Here is a 22282-nt window from a genome sequence, read left to right as displayed (position 1 = left end):
AAGTTGGGTTAATTATCTCCAATATGATGGCGAGTGCAGCGGAATATAACGCTTACGCAAAAGACGTGCTGGCACCGCAAATGGATCCTAAAATCCTAAAACAATTGCAGGATATCGAGAACAATAATGATTTTGATAATCCAAAATACAGTGAATTGCTTTTCAAACATTACTATACCGAACATATTTTGAGAATGCCACTGGAGAAATGGCCAGAATCCATCAACAGATGCTTCAAACACATTAACCCAAATGTATATGTGTATATGCAAGGCCATAGTGAATTTGGTATCACTGGAAACGCTACACTTAAAAATTGGGATGTCAAAGCCAGACTAAAAACCCTGACGGTTCCTACCTTGAGTATTGGTTCTAAATACGACACGATGGATCCCGAACACATGAAATGGATTGCTAACGAAGTTCAAAACGGACGTTTCCTGTTTTGCCCTAACGGAAGTCATCTTTCGCAATACGATGACCCAAAAACCTATTTTCCGGGCGTAATCAAGTTCTTGAAAGATGTGGATAGCGGGGAGTTTAAAAAAGGATAGACTTTATTCGAAATAATACAAACTCATCAATTGCTGATGAGTTTTTTTTTAATCTAAAACAAAAACACAACCACTTATTTCATATTCAATTGTTTTTTAACACTTTATCTGTTATTTTGTTATTTTTTAATACCTTTATTGTATTAACCAATAAAACCAAACATTATGAATGTAAAAAACTTTTTAGTTTCGGGCATTGTAGGTGGTATCGTCGAATTTCTATTAGGATGGTTGTTTTACGGAATCCTATTTAAAAACTCATTCCCTACTAATGGAAATGAAAACATGCTATTCATATTTTTAGGATGCATGACTTTTGGATTTTTCGTCTCTTACATTTTTACGAAATGGGCCGGAATTTCGAATGTAGCGACAGGTTTAAAAGCCGGTGCCGTTATTGGATTATTCATGTCCCTATACAGTAATTTCTTTATGAATTCTATGACAGCTGAAATCAATTATCAAACTATGGGGTTAGATGTTGTAATCACTGTTGTTATGGCCGCATTAGTAGGAGCAGTAATTGCTCTGGTTAATGGGAAACTAAAATAAAATATAAAAACACACCAGTAAACTCCTCATTTTATGGGGAGTTTTTTAGTTTAAATAAAAAATCACAAAAAAATATTTCAATATATTATGCATGCATAGTATTTTTTTTATTATATTTGAAATCGATATAGTTACTTATGAAAGATAAAACGATAGATTATATTTTACGTGCTACCTGGCAAGCGGTAGCCAGAATGTACAATGAAGAAGCTTCAAAATACGATGCGAGCATGGCAACAGGTTTTGCTTTGTTGAGTATTGATAAAGAAGGTGGGACGCCATCCACTTCTTTGGGGCCAAAAATGGGAATGGAAGCCACCAGCTTGACCAGGACCTTAAAATCTATGGAGGAAAAAGGATTAATTATCCGAAAGAAAAATCCTGAAGATGGCCGTGGCGTATTGATTTACCTGACTGATTTTGGTAAAGAAAAAAGAGAATTATCTAAAAATACGGTGCTGAAATTCAATGAAACGGTAAAACAACACATCTCTGAGGAGAAGCTGCAACATTTTATTGAAGTGGCCGAAACCATCAACGAATTAATTCTAGACAAAAATATATTTAATCACACGAACGCCAGCGAACTGGCGGAGCAAACTGAAAAAACAAATACAAACGAAGTATGAAGCGCACAATTAAAAAAGTTGCAGTAATAGGATCCGGAATTATGGGTTCAGGAATTGCCTGCCATTTTGCCAACATTGGAGTTGAAGTGTTACTGTTGGACATTGTTCCAAGAGAACTTACTGAAGCAGAAGCTAAAAAAGGCCTCACTTTAGAAAGCAAAATTGTAAGAAACCGATTGGTGAACGAGCATTTAGCCAATTCATTAAAATCGAAACCATCCCCTATTTACAATCAGAAATTTGCCAGCAGAATCACTACGGGAAATACTACTGATGATATGGCAAAAATTGCCAATGTAGATTGGATTATTGAAGTTGTGGTAGAACGTTTGGACATCAAAAAAATGGTTTTTGAGCAAATTGAAAAATTTAGAAAACCGGGAACTTTGGTAACTTCAAACACATCAGGAATTCCGATTCACTTTATGAGTGAAGGACGAAGCGACGATTTCCAAAAGCATTTCTGTGGAACTCACTTTTTTAACCCTGCGCGTTATTTAAAATTATTCGAAATCATTCCTGGTCCACAAACAGCTACGGAAGTTTTGGATTTCCTTACTGATTATGGTTCTAAATTTTTGGGTAAAACTTCGGTCGTTGCCAAAGATACTCCGGCATTTATTGGGAACCGAATCGGGATTTACGGAATTCAGAGTTTGTTTCATTTGGTAAAAGAAATGGGATTGACAATTGAAGAAGTGGATAAATTGACCGGTCCGGTTATTGGAAGACCAAAATCGGCTACTTTCAGAACAGTTGACGTTGTTGGCTTAGATACTTTGGTACACGTTGCCAACGGAATCTATGAAAACTGCCCGAATGACGAGCAACACGAGTTATTCAAACTTCCTGATTTTGTCAACAAAATGATGGAGAACAAATGGTTGGGAAGTAAAACTGGTCAAGGATTTTATAAAAAAGTAGACAAGGATATTTTGTCTTTGGACTTAGATACTTTAGAATACCGTCCAGCTAAAAGAGCTTCTTTTACCACTTTGGAACTGACAAAAACGATTGATAAACCAATTGACCGTTTTAAAGTTTTGGTAAAAGGAAAAGACAAAGCAGGAGAATTCTACAGAAAAAGCTTTGCAGGAATGTTTGCTTACGTTTCGAACAGAATTCCTGAAATTACAGATGAATTATACAAAATTGACGATGCGATGAAAGCCGGTTTTGGATGGGAAAATGGTCCTTTCGAAATTTGGGATGCCATTGGTGTTGCAAAAGGAATTGAAATCATGAAAGCGGAAGGTCTTGAACCAGCTGCTTGGGTAACTGATATGTTGGCTTCTGGAAGTTCTAGTTTTTATTCTATTAAAGAAGGAGCAACTTTTTTCTATAATATTCCAACAAAATCACAAACTAAAGTTCCTGGTCAGGATGCGTTTATTATCCTGAACAACATTCGCGAGAGCAAAAAAGTGTGGAGCAATAGCGGAGCGATTATACAAGATTTAGGAGACGGAATTTTGAATTTAGAATTCCAATCTAAAATGAATACGATTGGTGGCGATGTTTTGGACGCTATCAATAAAGCAATTGACTTATCTGAAAAAGAATATCAAGGTCTGGTTATTGGAAATCAAGCAGCGAATTTCTCTGTTGGGGCCAATATCGGAATGATTTTCATGATGGCAGTCGAACAAGAATATGATGAGTTGAATATGGCCATCAAAATGTTCCAAGACACGATGATGCGTGTACGTTACTCTGGAATTCCAGTAGTCGTTGCGCCACACGGAATGACTTTTGGCGGTGGTTGCGAAATGAGTTTGCATGCCGACAAAGTTGTTGCTGCAGCAGAAACGTATATGGGATTAGTGGAATTTGGTGTTGGAGTAATTCCCGGCGGTGGCGGATCGAAAGAAATGGCATTGCGTGCAGCGGATTTATTCCATAAAAATGATGTGGAGCTAAATGTTTTACAAGAATATTTCTTGACTATTGCTATGGCAAAAGTGTCTACTTCTGGTTATGAAGCTTTTGATACCGGACTTTTACAACACGGAAAAGATATTATTGTGGTGAACAAAGACCGTCAAATTGCTGAAGCCAAGAAACACGCTTTACTAATGGCAGAAGCCGGTTACACACAACCGATTCGCAGAAGCGATGTGAAAGTTCTTGGAAAACAAGCTCTTGGAATGTTCTTAGTAGGAACGGACCAAATGGAAGCCGGAAAATACATCTCTGAACACGACAAGAAAATCGCTAACAAACTAGCTTATGTTATGGCTGGTGGTGATTTATCAGAACCAACTTTAGTAACCGAACAATATTTATTGGATTTAGAACGTGAAGCTTTCTTGTCATTATGTACAGAAAGAAAAACATTAGAAAGAATTCAGTTTATGTTGACCAAAGGAAAACCGCTAAGAAATTAATTTTTAATTATAAATTATGAATTATAAATTATGAATGAGCTTCATTTAAAATTTACAATTCAAAATTCAAAATAATAGTCATGAAAACAGCCTATATAGTTAAAGCATACAGAACCGCCGTGGGGAAAGCCCCAAAAGGTGTGTTCAGATTTAAACGTCCTGATGAATTGGCGGCAGAAACGATTCAGTTTATGATGAATGAGCTGCCTGATTTCGACAAAAAACGTATTGATGACGTGATGGTAGGAAATGCAATGCCGGAAGCGGAACAAGGGTTAAACGTGGGACGATTAATCTCTTTGATGGGATTGAAAATCGAAGATGTTCCGGGTGTAACCGTAAACCGTTATTGCGCGTCAGGATTAGAAACAATTGGTATGGCAACAGCCAAAATCCAATCTGGAATGGCGGATTGTATCATCGCTGGTGGTGCAGAAAGCATGAGTTTTATTCCAATGGGAGGTTACAAACCAACACCGGATTATGCTGTTGCAAAAGCGGGTAACGAAGATTATTATTGGGGAATGGGACTAACTGCGGAAGCGGTAGCCAAACAATTCAATGTATCTCGTGCCGACCAAGATGAGTTTGCTTATAACTCACACATGAAAGCCCTTAAAGCGCAAGCCGAAGGTAAGTTTGACAAACAAATTGTTCCTATTACCGTAGAACAAACATTTATCAATGAAAATGGTAAAAAAGAAACAAAATCATACGTAGTTAATAAAGATGAAGGTCCTAGAGCAGGAACTTCTGTAGAAGCTTTAGCAGGTTTAAGACCGGTTTTTGAAGCGAACGGAAGCGTGACTGCAGGAAACTCTTCTCAAATGAGTGATGGAGCAGCTTTTGTTCTAATCATGAGTGAAGAAATGGTAAAAGAATTGAACCTTACTCCTATCGCCCGTTTGGTAAACTTTGCTTCGGCAGGAGTTGAACCAAGAATCATGGGAATTGGACCTGTAAAAGCAATTCCAAAAGCTTTGAAACAAGCTGGTTTAACATTGAATGATATTGATTTAATAGAACTTAACGAAGCTTTTGCATCACAAGCATTGGCTGTTACGCGCGAATTAAACCTAAATCCGGATATCATCAATGTCAATGGTGGAGCGATTGCATTAGGTCACCCACTGGGTTGTACCGGAGCAAAATTGTCTGTTCAACTATTTGACGAAATGGAACGCAGAGGAAGCAAATACGGAATTGTAAGCATGTGTGTGGGAACTGGACAAGGAAGTGCAGGGATTTATGAACTTTTGTAGTCATAGATTTCTATCCGTTTATTGAGGATTTAGATTATAAGTAAAAAACATTAAAAAAATAAAAAAATGGCAGATATAATTGAAAAAAACGTAACCCGTGGCGGTCAGTTTTTGGTAAAAGAAACAAAATGCGAAGATATCTTCACTCCAGAAGATTTTTCGGAAGAGCAATTAATGATGCGTGACTCTGTAAAAGAGTTTGTGGACAAAGAAATTTGGCCAAATAAAAATCGTTTTGAAAGTAAAGATTACGCATTTACAGAAGAAAGTATGCGTAAAGCTGGTGAACTTGGACTTCTTGGAGTTGCAGTTCCTGAAGCTTACGGTGGATTAGGAATGGGATTTGTTTCCACAATGCTTGTGTGTGATTATATTTCGGGAGCAACGGGATCCTTCTCAACTGCTTTTGGAGCACATACCGGAATTGGAACAATGCCAATCACTTTGTACGGAACAGAAGAACAAAAACAAAAATACGTTCCTAAATTAGCTTCTGGCGAATGGTTTGGTGCCTATTGTTTGACAGAACCAGGCGCAGGATCTGATGCTAATTCGGGGAAAACAAAAGCAGTTTTATCTGAAGATGGAACGCATTATAAAATCACAGGACAAAAAATGTGGATTTCGAATGCTGGATTTTGTTCTGTATTTATCGTTTTTGCACGTATTGGTGATGATAAAAATATTACTGGTTTCATCTTAGAAAATACCGCTGATAACGGAATTTCTATGGGTGAAGAAGAGCATAAATTAGGGATTCGCGCATCTTCTACGCGTCAGGTTTTCTTCAGTGAAACGAAAGTTCCTGTTAAAAACATGTTGTCAGAAAGAGGAAACGGTTTCAAAATAGCAATGAATGCTTTGAATGTAGGTCGTATCAAATTGGCAGCAGCTTGCTTAGACGCTCAAAGAAGAGTGATTGCAAGTTCTGTACAATATGCTAATGAAAGAATCCAATTCAACACTCCAATTGCTCAGTTTGGTGCTATTCGTGCAAAATTAGCAGAAATGGCAACGAGCTGTTATGCAGGAGAAAGTGCTTCATACAGAGCTGCAAAAGATATTGAAGATAGAATCATTGCTCGCGAAGGCGAAGGATCTTCTCATCAAGAAGCGGAACTAAAAGGAGTTGAAGAATATGCTATTGAATGTTCTATCCTTAAAGTGGCAGTTTCTGAAGACATTCAAAACTGTGCCGATGAAGGAATTCAAATCTTTGGTGGAATGGGATTCTCTGAAGACACTCCGATGGAAAGTGCTTGGAGAGATGCCAGAATTGCTCGTATTTACGAAGGAACAAATGAAATCAACAGAATGCTTTCTGTAGGAATGTTGATTAAAAAAGCAATGAAAGGACATGTTGATTTACTTGGACCTGCATCAAAAGTACAAGAAGAATTAATGGGAATTCCATCATTTGAAACTCCTGATTATTCTGAGTTATTTGCAGAAGAAAAAGAAATGATTGGCAAATTGAAAAAAGCATTCTTAATGGTTGCTGGTGGTGCTGTTCAAAAATACGGTCCAGATTTAGATTCACACCAACAATTATTGATGGCAGCTTCTGATATTTTAATTGAAATCTATATGGCTGAAAGTACTATTCTTAGAACCGAAAAATTAGCCAAAAAAGAAGGCGAAGCCAAAGTGCAAGAGCAAATTGCAATGGCAAAATTATACTTATACAAAGCGGTAGATATCGTTACTCAAAAAGGAAAAGAAAGTGTTATCTCTTTTGCTGAAGGCGATGAACAACGTATGATGTTAATGGGATTACGTCGTTTTACAAAATACACGAACATGCCAAATATTGTAGGATTAAGAGAAATAATCACTTCAAAATTAGTGGCTGAAAATGAATATTGTTTTTAATTAGAAGATAGTTTTTAGTAATTTTATTTGTTAAAAAACCGCCTTGTTCCTGAAAGCAAGACGGTTTTTTTTATTTCTTCCGTAGGTAAACTACTTCGCTTCTATTTTCTCAATTGCTGTAATATCACCATTATATGAAATCGTACTTCGGTTATTGGAACTAATGGAAAGTGTTGCACTGCCCTCAAAGAAAACAGAAAGCAACAACGTATAAGTATCCTTCTCTCCTCTGACAACTACTTTTATCTGATAGGATTTTTTACCTTTCTCGACGCTAAACTCTTTAGGCGTTCCTTCAAAGTGTAATCCTACATCACTTCCATAACCAACTCCACTAAATGCTCTGCCAAAAAAAGGCATTTCGCTCTTAATATTATCAGGACGAAATTGTACATAATTAGGATTCGTAGTCAAATCCATTGTTCTAAACCCCTGAGGCAAAGCTGTTCTGCCAACAAAAACAAACTCTTTAGAATCAACCAAAGCCGCTGTTTGTTTTTGCTTCTCTATTTTGCGCTCTTCTCTTAATTGTTTCTTACTTTTTTCCTGGCTGTAACCAACAGTCATTATAAGTGACAAAAAAATTACTGAAATAGTTCGTTTTATTTTCATGACATTCATTTTTAATGTTTTGACAGTAATGTTTCAAAAACCAATATTAAATATATGCTAATAGGTTCTGAAAAGCAGGTTAAACTAAAACTCTAAATTTATTTTTTCTCAAAACGCATCATAGCGATATCGCCCATGATAAAATTTAAAGTTTTTCCATCTTCTGAAATGGAGTAAGAATCAATTTTCTCTAAAGTTGATAAGTACACACTTTCACCTTGACCATCAAGACACATCATTCTGGTTACCGCCATTGGCTCTTTGAAACTGATTGTATTTCCATTAACACTTAATTTTCCCGTGTAATTGTTACAACTGGTATTTCCTGAAAAACGATTTTCTTTCAAGTCAAAGATAATAGTTGGTTTTTTATTTGGATACAATCCATTAAAAGCTATTCTTGGTCCTGTAACATAATTCAACTCCCAAGTTCCTTCAAGTGAAGCTGTTTTACCTGTGATTGTTTTAACCGAATTGCAAGAAATAAATGCTAAACATATAACCGTAAGCGACAGAATTATTTTTCTCATGTGATCCATTTTTGATTTTTATATTTTTTCTATAGTTCAAAAACATTGCCAATGTGTCGTTTTTTTATAAAAAATTACAAAAAAAGAGTCTTACAAAACTATCTTTTAAATCCTTCAAACCTTAAAATCAGAAATCAACATTTAACTCTTTTTAACCTCTACAACTTCTACCTTAATTGCGACAGCATACCCATTTGGAATAATTTTATTTCCATGCGCATTAGCATATACTTTAGTGAATTCAGCACCAAAATAAAGGATTATTGCCGAATAATACACCCAAATTAAAATGATGATAATCGAACCCGCTGCTCCGTAAACAGTTGCAACAGTTGAACTTCCTAAATAAAACCCAATGGCAAACTTACCAAACATAAAGAAAAACGAAGTGAAACTGGAACCTATCAAAGCATCTTTCCAGTCTATATTTCCATCAGGCAGCGTTTTGAAAATAATTGAAAAAAGAATTGTAGTCGTTGCAAATAAAATTAATACATTGAAAATATAAAATATATAAACCGTAGTATCAGGAAAGTAAACAAGCAATCGCGTGTTTATAACATCCATCACGGTATTAACCATCAAACTCACCATCAGTAAAAAACCAACAGAAGCAATCATCGAAAATGACATTAGTCTATTTTTAATAAATTTCATGACTCCTTTATTGGGTTTTGCTTTTAAACCCCAGATAAAGTTGATGGAACTTTGTATTTCGGCAAACACACCTGATGCGCCTATAAGTAACATAATCCCTCCAAAAATAGCTGCAAATGTATTGCTATCCGACAATTCAATATTCTTAATTGTTTCTTGAATTTGGATTGCAGCTTCATTCCCAACCATCCCATTAATTTGCCCAAAGAATCTTCCTGTGACCGCTTCTCTTCCAAAGAAAAAGCTGAAAATTGACAAAATAATAATTAACAATGGAGGCAACGAAAAAATCGTATAATAGGACAATGAGGCACTTAATTTTATGGCATTGTCATCATCAAATTCCTGATAGGTACGCTTCAGTAAACTCCAACTTGTCAAGGCTATTTCTTTATGTTTCATTTTTATATTTTTATATTCTTTCAAACGAAAAAATCAAGACATTCTGATTTTCATTTATTTACAAAAAACAGAATCCCTTTTTAAGGCTATTCGATTTGAGTGTGTTCCCAAAATTACAAAGATATTTTATATAAATCTGAAATGAAATTTACATAATTCCTATACATTTAAGGTGTTTCAAATATGTTGTAAACAAAAAACTAACCAAATTTTAAGTCTTTATTAACCCATCCCTATGTTTTAATGTTTAAATTTATGTCCTACTTTAATAACCTTTTTAGGATAAATTTTCAACCTATGGAAAATAATAATACACGAAGAAATTTTTTAAAACAAACAGCAATACTTTCGACAGGAACAATCATTGGTTCTAGCTTATTTAATACTGCTTTTGCATCTGAAAACCCTTTAAAATTAGAAAATCAAATATCGGAATTAGACACTCTCGATTTTCAAGGAAACTATAGCCTTCCAAAATTACCTTACGCTTACGATGCTTTAGAGCCTCATATTGATAAAATGACAATGGAAATTCACTATAGCAAACACCATCAAGCTTATGTGACAAACTTGAATAAGGCAATTGAAACTTTGGATAAAAACTTAGTTGAACATTCTAAATCACTGGAAAACATATTCGGAAAAATGTCGAAATTTCCAGAAGCGATTCGCAATAATGGTGGCGGACATTACAATCACAGTTTGTTCTGGAGTTTAATGAAACCAAATGGCGGTGGTACTCCAAAAGGGAAATTAGGCGACGCAATAACTGCTACTTTTGGTTCTTTTGATGAATTTAAAAAACAATTCAGTGATGCTTCTATGAAACGATTTGGTTCCGGTTGGGCTTGGCTAGTAGTTCAAGATGGCAAATTAGTTATCGGTTCAACGCCAAATCAAGACAATCCATTGATGAGTTTGCGTGGTAAAGGATTAAAAGGGAAACCCGTTTTAGCTTTAGACGTTTGGGAACATGCTTATTATCTAAAAAATCAAAACCGCAGAGCTGATTATATTGCTTCTTTTTGGAATGTAGTCAATTGGGATGCTGCTGAAGCTTTATTCAATTCTTAAATACCAATAGAAGCCCTGTTTTAATAGTAATTCAGGGCTTCTTATTAATAAACGCCTCTTGTATCAAAATCCTATTTTTATTAATATCTATTGTCAATCATTGCAATGTAAATACGGCTTGATTCTGAGTGTTTTTCATCAAAAATTATAACAATTAAATTTATCTTGTTTAAAACTAAAAAAACAATACTAATTAATTGTAGTATCTGTGTTAAACTAAAAAGCACCGTTAAAACTACCGCAAAAAAGTATAGCTTTGTACCTTCAAATTAAAGCAATGATTAACCCTTCGGCATCAGGTTGGATAGATAAATTTTTTATTGAACAAAAAATTTCAGAGAAAACGGTTTCTAAAACTACGGATACATTTTATCAAAAAGTTAGAGAAACAGGATTTATTTATGGCCATATAATCACATTTGATACCGTAAATACAATTGAAACCAAAGGTTGGTTTAAAGAAGAGATTTCTAAAGTTGCACTATTAAATACTTTATACGGTGTTTTTTGCTTGACCAATGACGAAATCAGTTCCGAGAATTTCATTAAACAAACAGTTACGTTTTACAATCAAATGAATCCACAAGGTTTCAATTTGTTTAAAAAAATACTACCAAAAAATTCCCTTTCCTTAACGCTAGAAAAAATAATTGATGAACGTGTCCAAACGAACGATAGTATCATCAGTAAAAACTTCTCCCATCTGGTAACCAATGCGTTGCTTTTTATAGATGTTTTGGCTTTTCGCCAATACTTAATACATGGCGAAATTCCGGAAAAATACCTAAAGAAAATTGAAGAGACAATTGTAAATATTGTGACACTCGCTTTAAAAATTAAATCTAAAAAATCACAATACGATGATTTATTGATAAAACTTTTTGAAGCTTCAATACGCTACAGTAAATTTTCCCGAATCTCTGTACAAAGTCTGGAAACGCTGCAATTGGATTATTTTACGAATGAATTAGAACAATATTATTTGATAGATATTGCCGGAATGGCTTTATGGAGTGATGGCAAAATAGAGAATAATGAGGCTTACTTTTTGCATTCATTGGCTGAAACAGTATCGGTTTCAGATGATTTTGTAAAGCAAAGCATAGAGAGCACCGATGCATTTATAACGAAACATAAAAAAGAAATACCGTATTTCAACTATTCAAATCCTGTCAAGCATTTTTACGATCAAACGACTCAAAGTGTTGTTACGCTCATAAGCCGTAATAAAAATAGATTGATAAAGGAAATTGTGCAAAGCAAAGAGTTAATGGTATTATTAGCCTATTCTACTCGAAGAGATTTGGACAAAAAGAAAAGAAAAAAGTCAAAAAACAACTGTTGGAAATTTGTAAAACCGTTCCTTCGTTGACCATATTTTTACTTCCCGGAGGTAGTTTATTGTTGCCTATTCTAATCAAATTCATACCTACTCTATTGCCATCTGCTTTTAATGAAAATCTGGATTTGGATAACGAATAAAAAAAGCCGCTAAACGCGGCTTTTTTTATTAGAATTTCAGTTGGTATACTTCGTCCAAATCTTTATCGGAACTGATGTTAACATCTAAATCCGTTACAAAACCGGAATTAAGTCCGTAAGCCCATCCGTGTAAGGTTAAATCCTGACCGTTCTTCCATGCGGACTGTACAATTGATGTTTTGGCTAAGTCAAAAACCTGCTCTTTTACATTTAATTCTACAAAAGTATTAAAACGCTCCGTTTCATCTTCGATAGAATTTAAATAGGTGCTGTGCAAACGATATACGTCTTTTATATGGCGAATCCAGTTATCAATAATTCCAATAGAATCATTCCCCATTGCTGCCTTGACACCTCCACAACCATAGTGGCCACATACCAGCACATGTTTTACTTTCAAGACATTCACGGCGTAATCCAATACGCTCAACATATTCATATCACTATGCACCACCATATTGGCAATGTTTCTATGTACAAAAACTTCTCCTGGTTTTGCTCCTACAATTTCATTGGCAGGAACCCTGCTATCTGAACAACCTATCCATAATAATGGCGGAGTTTGACCTTTGGCAAGATCTTCAAAATAATTTGGGTCGCTCGCTAAAGAAGTTTCGACCCATTTTTTATTATTCTCTAATATTTTTTTATAAAAATCGCTCATAATTATTTTGATTGTTAATCTGATTAATTTTGAATTGTTTAGAATATACAATCAAATTCAAATATATGAAATTTTAAAATATTAATGTCTCAATTCCGCTATTGTGAAACCTAGATTTTCATCATCTTTAATGTATTGAACATCATCATAGAAAACAACTTCACCTGTTTCTATATTATGCATAGCTCCAATTATTCCTATCTCACCATTTTCAACCATTTGCTCCAAAATAAAACTTCTTTCAATAATGTTTTTCACACTACGCTTTACGTTAATTTGAGCAACATTCTCTACAAATGAAGGGTTTTTAGCATTTCTTTCAGTTAAAGTTTCCTTTTCTTGATAAACTGCTGGTTGAATTTTTGATAACAATTCAGTAAGATTTCCCATTTCTACATGGTCACAAGCACCTTTTACAGCACCACATTTGCTATGTCCAAGAACAACAATTAGCTTAGAACCTGCTACTTTACAGGCAAACTCCATACTTCCCAGAATATCTGTATTTACAATATTACCAGCAATTCTTACCGAAAAAACATCACCTAAACCTTGATCAAAAATGAGTTCTGCAGAAGTTCTACTATCAATGCAACTTAAAATTGTTGCAAAAGGCCATTGACCATCACGAGTATCATTAACTTGTTCGAGTAAATCTCTATGCGCTTTTAGATTATTTACAAATCTGTTATTTCCTTCTTTTAATATTTCTAAAGCCTTTCTTGGTGTAATTGCAGATTGCAATTCTTTATTTAATGTCTTCATTTTTTAAAACTTTTATTTATTATTTATGCTCAACAAAAACGTGTTTTCCTTCCTCTCCAGTATTCTCTAACTGGTAGGCTTTTTTAAATCCTTTGAGCTTCACTTTTATATTATTATCTACTGCTCTGGTCGTTTTAAATTCATGGATTAAATCCAAAATATCATGCGCAATATAAACCGTATCTTTTGCATCAATTATTACCTTAGAATTTTCCGGAATATTATTTAATGTCTGTTTGATTGCAGCTTTATTCAAGAAAGAAACTTCCTGAGCCAAATCAATATGAATCACATCGCCATCTGCATATTCTTCTTTTCTAAAATAGTAGGCTCTCTTCAGATTTCCTTTTAAAACAAAAATAATACTGATGAAAATTCCAAGAGCAACACCTTTCAATAAATCCAAAAATACAACCGCTAATAATGTGGCAATAAAAGGTACAAATTGATACTTTCCTTTTTCCCAAAAATGCTTGAATGTTGCTGGTTTAGCCAGTTTATAACCAACTAAGATTAAGATTGCTGCTAACGTAGCCAACGGGATTTTATTCAAAATTACTGGAACGGCAAGTACACTCACTAATAGTAATGATCCATGGATAATAGTCGACATTTTAGATTTGGCTCCTGAATTACTGTTTGCTGAGGAACGCACAATTACAGATGTCAATGGTAAGCCTCCTAAAAGTGAACTCGCCATATTACCAATTCCTTGCGCTTTCAATTCCATATTAGTATCTGTATAGCGTTTTTGAACGTCCATTCTATCAGCCGCTTCAATACTTAAAAGCGTCTCAATCGAAGCTACAATAGCAATTGTAAATGCTATAACCCAAACCTTTGGATTCGTTACTCCAGATAAATTAGGCGTTACAATAATCGATTTAAATTCTTCAAAAGATGATGGAACCGGTAAAGAAACCAAATGCTCTTTTCCAATAGCCAAAGCACTTCCGGTACCAATGAAAATCTCATTCAAAATAACACCAAGAGCAACAGCAATTAGGGCTCCGGGAACTAATTTTAATTTTTTCAAAAATGGAACTTTATCCCAAGAAATCAAAATCGCCATAGATACCAATGTAATAACAATTGAGCCTATTTGGATGTAATCAAAAATACTAAACAGCGCAGAAAAGGTATTACTACCATCTGATTGTGAAAATGCTTGATCGCCTTCAAAATCGTTATCGTAGCCAAATGCGTGCGGCAATTGTTTCAGAATAATAATAATTCCAATACCCGCTAACATTCCTTCAATAACATTCGTTGGAAAATAATTAGAAATACTTCCTGCTTTGGCAAATCCTAAAATTAATTGTAACAGACCTGCAATAAAAACGGCAGTTAAAAAAATATCAAAAGCACCTAAATCTGTTATTGCAGTAAGGACAATTGCAGTCAGACCGGCGGCAGGTCCAGAGACACTTATGTTAGACGTACTTAAATAGCCTACTACTATTCCTCCGATAACTCCTGAAATAATTCCTGAAAATAAAGGAGCACCTGAAGCCATTGCAATACCTAAACACAATGGTAGCGCCACCAAGAAAACCACTAAACCAGATGCAAAATCAGATTTAAGGTTAGCAAAAAGATTGATTTTTTTTGTCATAATACCGAACTAAAAATTGAATACAAAGAACTTCTCCACATGCTGTATGTGAAAATTGATTTTAAAAATTAAAATCGAAAACTGTATTAAACTTCGTTGGGCGGGGGAATGAATATCGAGGAAGTGATATTATCGTGTTTCGATAAATTCTCAGATAAAATAGCGCTAGATGATAATCTCGATGAAACAACAACTTCAGCAGGAGATTCTAAATAAAAAAAGGTCTTGATTTCTTTGTGCGCATGCTCTTCTTCGGAAACACTATAGAAAATAGAAATATCTGCACTTTTCTCAATCACAGTAACTATTGTTGGAGTGATGAGAAAAGTGATAAATAGAATTAAAAATATTTTAGATATCATTTTCATTTGCGCAAAAATAGAATTAAGTTTATTAAATAAGCAATCGTTTTTCTAAATTTAAAAAAAAATTAACATTAAATAAAAGTGAAAAACACTAAATCCATTCCATTTTTTTTAAATTCTTATAAAACTACAAACTTTCTTCTAACCAAGCTTGCATCATCCAGATGGTCTTCTCTTGTTCTGATATAAAATCGCTCATCATGGAATTTGTTCCTTCATCATTTATTTCTCCTGTTTTGTTAAGAATCTCTCTTTCTATTTTTAACAAATGGGACAATGAAGTAACAATTAAATGCACTGCTTTTTCATCATTTGAAATATTTTTACCTACAACTAGCTGATTATTATTTATGTAATCCTCAAAAGTATGCAGTGGTGTTCCGCCAACAGTAAGAACTCTTTCGGCAATTAAATCAATTTTTATTTGGGCATCCGTATATAACTCTTCAAATTTTACATGTAAATCAAAAAAGCGTTTCCCTCTAATATTCCAATGAATTCCTCTTAGATTTTGATAATAAACCTGAAAATTAGACAACAAAACATTCAATTGACCAACTATCAGTTCTGATTCTTTTACCGGCAATCCTAAAATATTTGTTTTCATGATTTTTATTTTCAGTAAATTTAGATAAGAAAACATCTCTTTACACTATAAGTTAAATTGATTGTTTTTATATTTGCATCAGATATTACTATAAAAGATGACAATCACTCAATTAAAATATGTTCTTGCAGTAGCAGAACATAAAAATTTCACTCTAGCTGCCGAAAAATGTTTTGTAACTCAACCTACATTGAGCATGCAAATTCAAAAAATAGAAGAAGAATTAAGTATTCAGATATTCGACAGAACCAAAAAACCGATTCAACTTACTGATATTGGTCAAAAAATTGTAAATCAAGCAAAAAACATCGTCAATGAAGCCGATAGGATTCAGGACATCGTAGAACAACAAAAAGGATTTATCGGTGGCGAATTCAGATTAGGAATAATCCCAACCATTATGCCTACGCTATTGCCAATGTTCTTGAATAATTTTATAAAAAAATATCCTAAAGTAAAACTCATAATCGAAGAGTTGAATACGGAAGAAATTATAACAAAACTAAACAACGGTCATCTCGATGCCGCCATTGCCGCCACTCCTTTGATGGAGGAAAAAATAAAAGAAATTGTATTGTATTACGAACCTTTTGTAGCGTACATACCGGAAAGCCACCATCATTTTCAAAAGGAAGAAATAGAAGTTTCAGACTTAAATTTAGATGAAATCTTGCTATTACAAGACGGGCACTGTTTTCGAGACGGAATTTTAAATTTATGTAAGAATGTAAGTAAAAATGAAACGAGTCGTTTTCAAATTGAAAGCGGAAGTTTTGAAACCCTTATAAAATTAGCCGACGAAGGTTTAGGGACAACGTTACTTCCCTATTTACATACCTTAGATTTGAAAGAAACCGACAAATTAAAACTACGCCATTTTAAGGAACCTAAACCTGCCAGAGAGGTCAGCCTCATCTTCCCTAAGAGCGAATTAAAAATACAGATAATTGATGCGCTTCGAAATACAATTGCAGGAGTTGTAAAAGGTGCTATCGTATTTCAAAATGTTCAAATTATAAGTTCACTACCTAAAAAATAAAAAAAGGAACCGTTTTGCGGTTCCTTTTTTTTATGAATTTACGATTAGTAAACATTGTTTTAATTCTGGTTTTCCAATTGTGAAATTTAATAACCATTCTCGCAATTGCTCCATTTCGTATGGTAATAATGTTTTGATGGCTTTTTCTAATTCCTTGCAAAAAAGCAATGGATCAAAACTCACTCTTTCCAAAATTGATTTTGTATAATCATACATGATTTTTGACATAGTAAACGTTGATTTTAGTTAGATTTGGATTCTAAAGTGTTGTAAAAATACATTATTTTTTATTACAACATAACTATTTAACGTAGTTTTAATTTTTTTATTTTTAATTCATGGATTTTGATTCAAAAAAAATAAATCACTGAAAACAAACCACTTAAACAATAAGTCTTAGCTTTTTCTAGCACGAAACATTTCTCTTTTCCCAGGCGGTCCGGCAAGTTTTTCAACGGTAAAGCCTACTTCAATCATACTCCTTTTTACAACACCTCTAGCGGCATACGTAACCAGCACACCATTCGCTTTAAGCGCCTTAAACATCTTCTCAAAAATAGCGGTACTCCACAATTCAGGTTGCACTCTGTATCCAAAAGCATCAAAATAAATTAAATCAAATTGATCAATATCATCAATTTCTTCAAAAAGTTGTTTTCTTTTAGTCAGTGAAAAATCCTCTCTCAAATCAACTTTTTCGCCCCAATTGCTTTCGTGCATTTTATCGAAAATTGCACTTTCTTGACTTGCATTTAATTCTGAAACATAATTCATCAGTAAAACTTCATCTACAGAAATTGGATACGCTTCTACTCCAACATAATCAATCGATTGCTGCATTTTTTTGGCCTCCAGCAAAGTGATAAAGGCATTTAAACCTGTGCCAAATCCTATTTCCAAAATAGAGACATTCCTGTTTGGAAATAATGAAAGACCGTTTTTAATAAATACATGCTGTGCTTCCTGTATGGCACCATGTTTAGAATGATAACATTCGTCCCATTCTGCTATATGAATGGTAGTTGAACCATCAAGTGTTTGGATTATTTCTCTTTTCAAAATCGGATTTTGAGGTTATAATGGATTAAAAGCTATAATGTTTGTCCAAAATTAATCAAAATCTAATACGTTTGCCTCTGAAAAATCTATATTTATTGTATAATCAATAGAAATGGGCATGATTTTTTTGGTTTTTTTAAAATGTAAACAAATCTTAGTTAAGTGCTATAATTAATAGTTTTTTGACAAGTCTTTTGTTGATTTTTATTTAATTTTGCAAAGATTAAACTTCAACTTATAGAAATCCAGTTTTTTAAGCTCCAGTTTGTCATTTAAAAAAAAAATCAAAAAACAATACATTACTATGAGTACTACTCAAACTAACAAAATTGAAACAATAAAAGCGACCTCTTCAAAAATAAATGAAGTTGATTTTTCAAACTTAAGCTTTGGTTCTGTTTTTACAGATCATTTATTTGAATGTGATTATAAAAATGGGGAATGGCAGAAACCAGTCATTAAACCCTACGCACCATTTTTGTTAGACCCGTCTACAAGAGTTTTTCATTATGGTCAAGCGATTTTTGAAGGCATGAAAGCTTATAAAGATGATAATAATGACGTTTGGCTTTTTAGACCTGATGAAAACTATAAGCGTTTTAATACCTCTGCAGTGAGAATGGCTATGCCGGAAGTTCCTGAAGAGATATTCATGAGCGGTCTGAATCAATTATTACAATTAGACGAAGCATGGATTAAAAAAGGAAAAGGAAATTCTATGTACATCAGACCATTTATGATTGCAACTGGTACTGGAGTTATTGCTAATCCTTCGGATGACTATAAATTCATGATTATATTATCGCCAGTGAGTTCTTATTATTCTGGTGATGTAAAAGTACTTATTGCAGAACATTTCAGTAGAGCTGCAAATGGAGGAATAGGAGCTGCAAAAGCTGCCGGGAATTATGCTGCTCAATTTTACCCAACTAATTTAGCAAATAAAGAAGGTTTCCAACAGGTAATTTGGACTGATGATGCTACGCATACCAAACTGGAAGAAGCAGGTACTATGAATGTATTTTTTAGAATAAATGATACATTACTAACTGCTCCTACAAGCGAAAGAATTCTTGATGGTGTGACTAGAAAAACACTTATTGATTTAGCAAAAAGTATAGGTATAAATGTAGAAATTCGTTCTGTTTTAGTTTCTGAGCTTGTTGAAGCTGCTAAAAACGGAAGTTTAAAAGAAATTTTTGGTGCTGGAACCGCTGCAGTTGTAAGTCCAATTTCTGGATTCTCTTATCAGGATGTTTATTATGAATTGCCAAAAATTGAATTCACAATGGCTTTACAACTAAAAACTAAATTGGAAAACATTCAAAATAAACTAGAAGAAGATACTTTTGGATGGACTGTTAAAGTATAATTCTAAGGTTTTATAATATTAAAAAAAGCGATTCTCATATTGAAAATCGCTTTTTTTTATGTCTTGTAAGTAAATAAATCTTGAAACACTATTCTCCGTTCTCCAATATTTTAGAGAAATCTGGTTTAAAATAATTAGGCCCTTTCATGACTTTCCCATCTTCACGATAAATGGGTTTGCCATCTTGCCCTAACTTACTCATATTACTACGTTGAATTTCGTCAAAGACTTCTTCAATTTTATGCTGCAAACCATGTTCAATAATGGTTCCGCAAAGGATGTACATCATATCACCCAATGCATCCGCAATTTCTATCAAATCATTGTTTTGAACTGCTTCAAGATATTCTTCGTTTTCCTCTTTCATTAAGTTGTAACGAAGTGTGTGTTTACTTTCCCCTAAATTAGCTGTAGGAATTTCACTGTGCCCAATTTTAAAAGCCGTATGAAATTCTTTAACTGAGTTTATCTGTTTTTGCATCTTTTTATTTTGTTAAATGAAAAGGCAAATTAGCAACTATTTCTAAACTATTACCTAAATTTGCCGGAAATAATTTAAACTATGTTTAGTCAAGGTCAATTAGTGTTTGCAGGCTTATTTTTTGTTGCATTTGTTATTGCTGCAATTTATGCCTATCGAAAAGATTTAAAAATCCATAAAGAGTTTTATAAGGGGAATTACAAGATTCTAATAGGATTTGTAATTTTTATTGGAATTTTATTTTTAATAAAAGTATTTTTCAAACGTTAGTTTTTTTAAACCAAACAAATGATGTCCACTATTTAGTGGACTTTTTTATTTAATTTAAAACACTAAACAACAAATACTTAATAAATAAAACCACTATCCTTATTTAGTTTTTTATTCGAAAAAGAATCCGTTGAAAAGAATCGAAAATTGTAAATCCTGCTTTAAATTCAAACCAAAAACAAACAGACAAACATCCCTTGTTTAGAAAATAATCCATATTTATTTAACACTTTAGATGACTTGTAAATAAAATCTTTAACTTTACAAAAATTAACAAACCTGTATATTATGAGGATTTTAAAATACTTATTTCTTTTACTATTGCTAAGTTTTGTGGCGCTATCCATTTTTGTGGCAACTCAAAAAGGAGATTTTACCGTAGAAAGAAGTCAAATCATAAATTCTCCAAAATCAACCGTATTTAATTTTGTTAATGATTATAGAAACTGGGAAGATTTTAGTTCCTGGATTGTTGAAGATCCTGAAATGCAAATTACCTATCCTAAAAAAACAATTGGTCCCGGAGCTTCCTTTTCATGGGAAGGAAAAGAAGGCACAGGTGATATGTTGACCCTTTTTGTAAAAGAAAATGACAGTATTTCTCAAAAAATGAATTATGATGGAACTTCATCATCTGTTTTTTGGAGTTTTAAAGATACTATCGGCGGAACAAAAGTAACATGGAAAACTACCGGAAAAATGAGTTTTACCATGAAAGTTTATACGGCTTTTAATGGAGGTATAAATAAAATTATAGGGAAAACATATGAAAAGAGTTTAGCTAACTTAGACAAAACTCTTGATTTTGAAATTAATACGTATGCCGTAAAAGTAAACGGATTAGTAAAAAAACTTGGAACGTTTTATCTGAGACAAACCTTTACCAGTGAAATTTCAAAAGTCATTAAAAATGCTCAAATTGTATTCCCTAAAATGATTACTTTTTGCGAACAAAATAATATCGAATTAAACGGAAAACCATTTATAATTTATCACACTTATGATCCCGTAAAAGGATTGACTAAATTATCGTTTTGTGTACCTATAAAAAACCAAATCTTAACAAGTTCAGGAAGTGATATTTTAACTGGAAAACTGGAACCATTCGAAGCCATTAAAACTACTTTAACCGGAGATTATTCGCATTCGAAAAAAGCTTTGGATAAAGCAAAAACACACATTAACACCAATCGAATTGTTCTTGACCCTACATTTTCTCATTTAGAGAATTTCACCATCAGCAAAACAGAAATTAAAAACCCTTCAAAATGGGTTACAGAAATTTACTATCCAATAAAACCCAAAGTAATTCCTGTAACAACTTTTACTCCTGCTGCTGTCAAGAAAGAAGAGGCCGTAAAAACGCCTGCACCAGTAATAAATAAAGAAGAAGAACAATCTGAATTTTAATCTTTTATAAATAGATTAAACCTTTTTGATAAATTCTATTCTAACTCTTAAATAATCGCTTTGCAAGAAGAACAGGAATTTATAAATCAATTGTTAAACTCTAAAACGCAAAATCAAGCGTTTCAGCAGTTATTACAGGATTATCAAAGACCGTTATACAATCATATTCGTAACATCGTTTTGAATCACGATGATGCTGATGATGTATTGCAAAATACTTTTATAAAAATATTTCAAAATCTGAAAAATTTCAAAGGAGAAAGCAAACTTTTTTCATGGATGTATCGCATAGCAACTAATGAATCCTTGACATTTTTGAAACAAAAATCAAAAACGAGTGGTATTTCATCAGAAACTTTACAAAACAAAACTATTGATAATCTGGAAGCCGACGTGTTTTTTGACGGAAATGAAATTCAAATAAAATTACAAAAAGCGATTGCATTATTGCCTGAAAAGCAACAATTGGTTTTTAAAATGAAATATTTTCAAGAACTGAAATACGAAGAAATCTCAGAAATTCTGGGAACCACTGTTGGTGGATTGAAGGCATCTTATCATCTTGCCGTAAAAAAAATTGAAGCTTTTGTTTCGACAAATTAAACCTTTTAGCTGTAACACT

Annotated in this window: 22 protein-coding genes and 1 pseudogene; 13 read left to right on the top strand and 10 right to left on the bottom strand. The window is 33.4% G+C overall.

What is annotated here, in order from left to right; genetic code table 11:
- Positions 1 to 23: 23 nt before the first annotated feature.
- The 6 genes from Q1W72_RS14200 (at position 24) to Q1W72_RS14175 (ending at position 7256) form a co-directional block, all read left to right on the top strand.
- Entirely contained in the window at positions 24 to 554 is a 531-nt protein-coding gene (locus Q1W72_RS14200; protein WP_302135959.1) for a hypothetical protein, read from the top strand.
- 165 nt (positions 555 to 719) lie between these two features.
- Positions 720 to 1106, top strand: a complete 387-nt coding sequence (locus Q1W72_RS14195) for a hypothetical protein (protein WP_099714884.1) — start codon at positions 720 to 722, stop codon at positions 1104 to 1106.
- 137 nt (positions 1107 to 1243) lie between these two features.
- Entirely contained in the window at positions 1244 to 1735 is a 492-nt protein-coding gene (locus Q1W72_RS14190) for a MarR family winged helix-turn-helix transcriptional regulator (protein WP_099714882.1), read from the top strand.
- A complete protein-coding gene (locus tag Q1W72_RS14185; protein WP_302135958.1) occupies positions 1732 to 4122 on the top strand; it encodes a 3-hydroxyacyl-CoA dehydrogenase/enoyl-CoA hydratase family protein in 2391 nt (796 codons plus the stop codon). Before Q1W72_RS14190 ends, Q1W72_RS14185 begins: the two co-directional genes overlap by 4 nt.
- An 80-nt stretch (positions 4123 to 4202) precedes the next feature.
- Complete coding sequence (locus Q1W72_RS14180; protein ID WP_099714878.1) at positions 4203 to 5384, top strand: acetyl-CoA C-acyltransferase; 1182 nt, start codon at positions 4203 to 4205, stop codon at positions 5382 to 5384.
- A gap of 66 nt (positions 5385 to 5450) precedes the next feature.
- Complete coding sequence (locus Q1W72_RS14175) at positions 5451 to 7256, top strand: acyl-CoA dehydrogenase family protein (protein ID WP_302135956.1); 1806 nt, start codon at positions 5451 to 5453, stop codon at positions 7254 to 7256.
- 90 nt (positions 7257 to 7346) lie between these two features.
- On the opposite strand, the gene Q1W72_RS14170 is transcribed toward Q1W72_RS14175, so the two are convergent.
- From Q1W72_RS14170 to Q1W72_RS14160, 3 genes are all read right to left on the bottom strand, one after another.
- Positions 7347 to 7868, bottom strand: coding sequence for a DUF4251 domain-containing protein (locus Q1W72_RS14170; RefSeq protein WP_158234594.1), 522 nt, complete (start codon positions 7866 to 7868; stop codon positions 7347 to 7349).
- Between the two features lie 98 nt (positions 7869 to 7966).
- Positions 7967 to 8398: an META domain-containing protein gene (locus Q1W72_RS14165; protein WP_282744595.1), complete on the bottom strand. Its 432-nt coding sequence runs from the start codon at positions 8396 to 8398 to the stop codon at positions 7967 to 7969.
- A 141-nt stretch (positions 8399 to 8539) separates the two neighbouring features.
- A complete protein-coding gene (locus Q1W72_RS14160) occupies positions 8540 to 9457 on the bottom strand; it encodes a YihY/virulence factor BrkB family protein (protein ID WP_302135951.1) in 918 nt (305 codons plus the stop codon).
- Positions 9458 to 9754: 297 nt separating this feature from the next.
- On the opposite strand from Q1W72_RS14160, the gene Q1W72_RS14155 reads away from it, so the two are divergent.
- Positions 9755 to 10531 (top strand): superoxide dismutase, encoded by a 777-nt coding sequence (locus Q1W72_RS14155; RefSeq protein WP_302135949.1) that lies wholly within the window; start codon positions 9755 to 9757, stop codon positions 10529 to 10531.
- Positions 10532 to 10808: 277 nt separating this feature from the next.
- A pseudogene (locus Q1W72_RS14150) lies at positions 10809 to 12013 on the top strand (LETM1-related biofilm-associated protein).
- Between the two features lie 28 nt (positions 12014 to 12041).
- Here Q1W72_RS14150 and can read toward each other — a convergent pair.
- The 4 genes from can to Q1W72_RS14130 all read right to left on the bottom strand — a co-directional run bounded on the left by can (position 12042) and on the right by Q1W72_RS14130 (position 16029).
- Positions 12042 to 12677, bottom strand: coding sequence for a carbonate dehydratase (gene can, locus Q1W72_RS14145; RefSeq protein WP_282712502.1), 636 nt, complete (start codon positions 12675 to 12677; stop codon positions 12042 to 12044).
- A gap of 81 nt (positions 12678 to 12758) precedes the next feature.
- Positions 12759 to 13442, bottom strand: a complete 684-nt coding sequence (locus Q1W72_RS14140) for a carbonic anhydrase family protein (protein WP_099714866.1) — start codon at positions 13440 to 13442, stop codon at positions 12759 to 12761.
- Between the two features lie 19 nt (positions 13443 to 13461).
- On the bottom strand, positions 13462 to 15057 hold the full coding sequence (locus Q1W72_RS14135; protein ID WP_302135945.1) for a SulP family inorganic anion transporter: 1596 nt from the start codon (positions 15055 to 15057) through the stop codon (positions 13462 to 13464).
- A gap of 492 nt (positions 15058 to 15549) precedes the next feature.
- The gene (locus Q1W72_RS14130; RefSeq protein WP_302135943.1) at positions 15550 to 16029 is read right to left on the bottom strand and encodes a Dps family protein; all 480 of its coding nucleotides are present in this window, start codon (positions 16027 to 16029) and stop codon (positions 15550 to 15552) included.
- A 97-nt stretch (positions 16030 to 16126) separates the two neighbouring features.
- On the opposite strand from Q1W72_RS14130, the gene Q1W72_RS14125 reads away from it, so the two are divergent.
- A complete protein-coding gene (locus Q1W72_RS14125; RefSeq protein ID WP_099714862.1) occupies positions 16127 to 17068 on the top strand; it encodes a LysR substrate-binding domain-containing protein in 942 nt (313 codons plus the stop codon).
- A gap of 30 nt (positions 17069 to 17098) precedes the next feature.
- Here the strand turns inward: Q1W72_RS14125 and Q1W72_RS14120 are convergent, their stop codons facing one another.
- Together Q1W72_RS14120 and mnmD are read right to left on the bottom strand one after the other, a co-directional pair.
- Positions 17099 to 17296, bottom strand: a complete 198-nt coding sequence (locus tag Q1W72_RS14120) for a hypothetical protein (protein ID WP_099716298.1) — start codon at positions 17294 to 17296, stop codon at positions 17099 to 17101.
- A gap of 168 nt (positions 17297 to 17464) precedes the next feature.
- Positions 17465 to 18127, bottom strand: a complete 663-nt coding sequence (mnmD, locus tag Q1W72_RS14115) for a tRNA (5-methylaminomethyl-2-thiouridine)(34)-methyltransferase MnmD (protein WP_302135941.1) — start codon at positions 18125 to 18127, stop codon at positions 17465 to 17467.
- Positions 18128 to 18431: 304 nt separating this feature from the next.
- Between mnmD and Q1W72_RS14110 the strand changes: the two genes are divergently transcribed.
- On the top strand, positions 18432 to 19499 hold the full coding sequence (locus Q1W72_RS14110; RefSeq protein WP_099714860.1) for a branched-chain amino acid aminotransferase: 1068 nt from the start codon (positions 18432 to 18434) through the stop codon (positions 19497 to 19499).
- Positions 19500 to 19587: 88 nt separating this feature from the next.
- Here the strand turns inward: Q1W72_RS14110 and Q1W72_RS14105 are convergent, their stop codons facing one another.
- A complete protein-coding gene (locus Q1W72_RS14105) occupies positions 19588 to 19980 on the bottom strand; it encodes a nucleoside triphosphate pyrophosphohydrolase family protein (RefSeq protein WP_282716120.1) in 393 nt (130 codons plus the stop codon).
- 81 nt (positions 19981 to 20061) lie between these two features.
- Here Q1W72_RS14105 and Q1W72_RS14100 point away from each other — a divergent pair, with 81 nt between their 5' ends.
- From Q1W72_RS14100 to Q1W72_RS14090, 3 genes are all read left to right on the top strand, one after another.
- The gene (locus tag Q1W72_RS14100) at positions 20062 to 20250 is read left to right on the top strand and encodes a hypothetical protein (RefSeq protein WP_099714858.1); all 189 of its coding nucleotides are present in this window, start codon (positions 20062 to 20064) and stop codon (positions 20248 to 20250) included.
- 288 nt (positions 20251 to 20538) lie between these two features.
- Complete coding sequence (locus Q1W72_RS14095; protein WP_302135937.1) at positions 20539 to 21660, top strand: SRPBCC family protein; 1122 nt, start codon at positions 20539 to 20541, stop codon at positions 21658 to 21660.
- Positions 21661 to 21720: 60 nt separating this feature from the next.
- Positions 21721 to 22263, top strand: coding sequence for an RNA polymerase sigma factor (locus tag Q1W72_RS14090; protein ID WP_099714856.1), 543 nt, complete (start codon positions 21721 to 21723; stop codon positions 22261 to 22263).
- Positions 22264 to 22282: the final 19 nt, after the last annotated feature.

Source organism: Flavobacterium sp. ZE23DGlu08 (assembly GCF_030505335.1).
Classification (GTDB): Bacteria; Bacteroidota; Bacteroidia; order Flavobacteriales; family Flavobacteriaceae; genus Flavobacterium; species Flavobacterium algoritolerans.
This window is presented reverse-complemented; position numbering and strand designations above follow the sequence as displayed.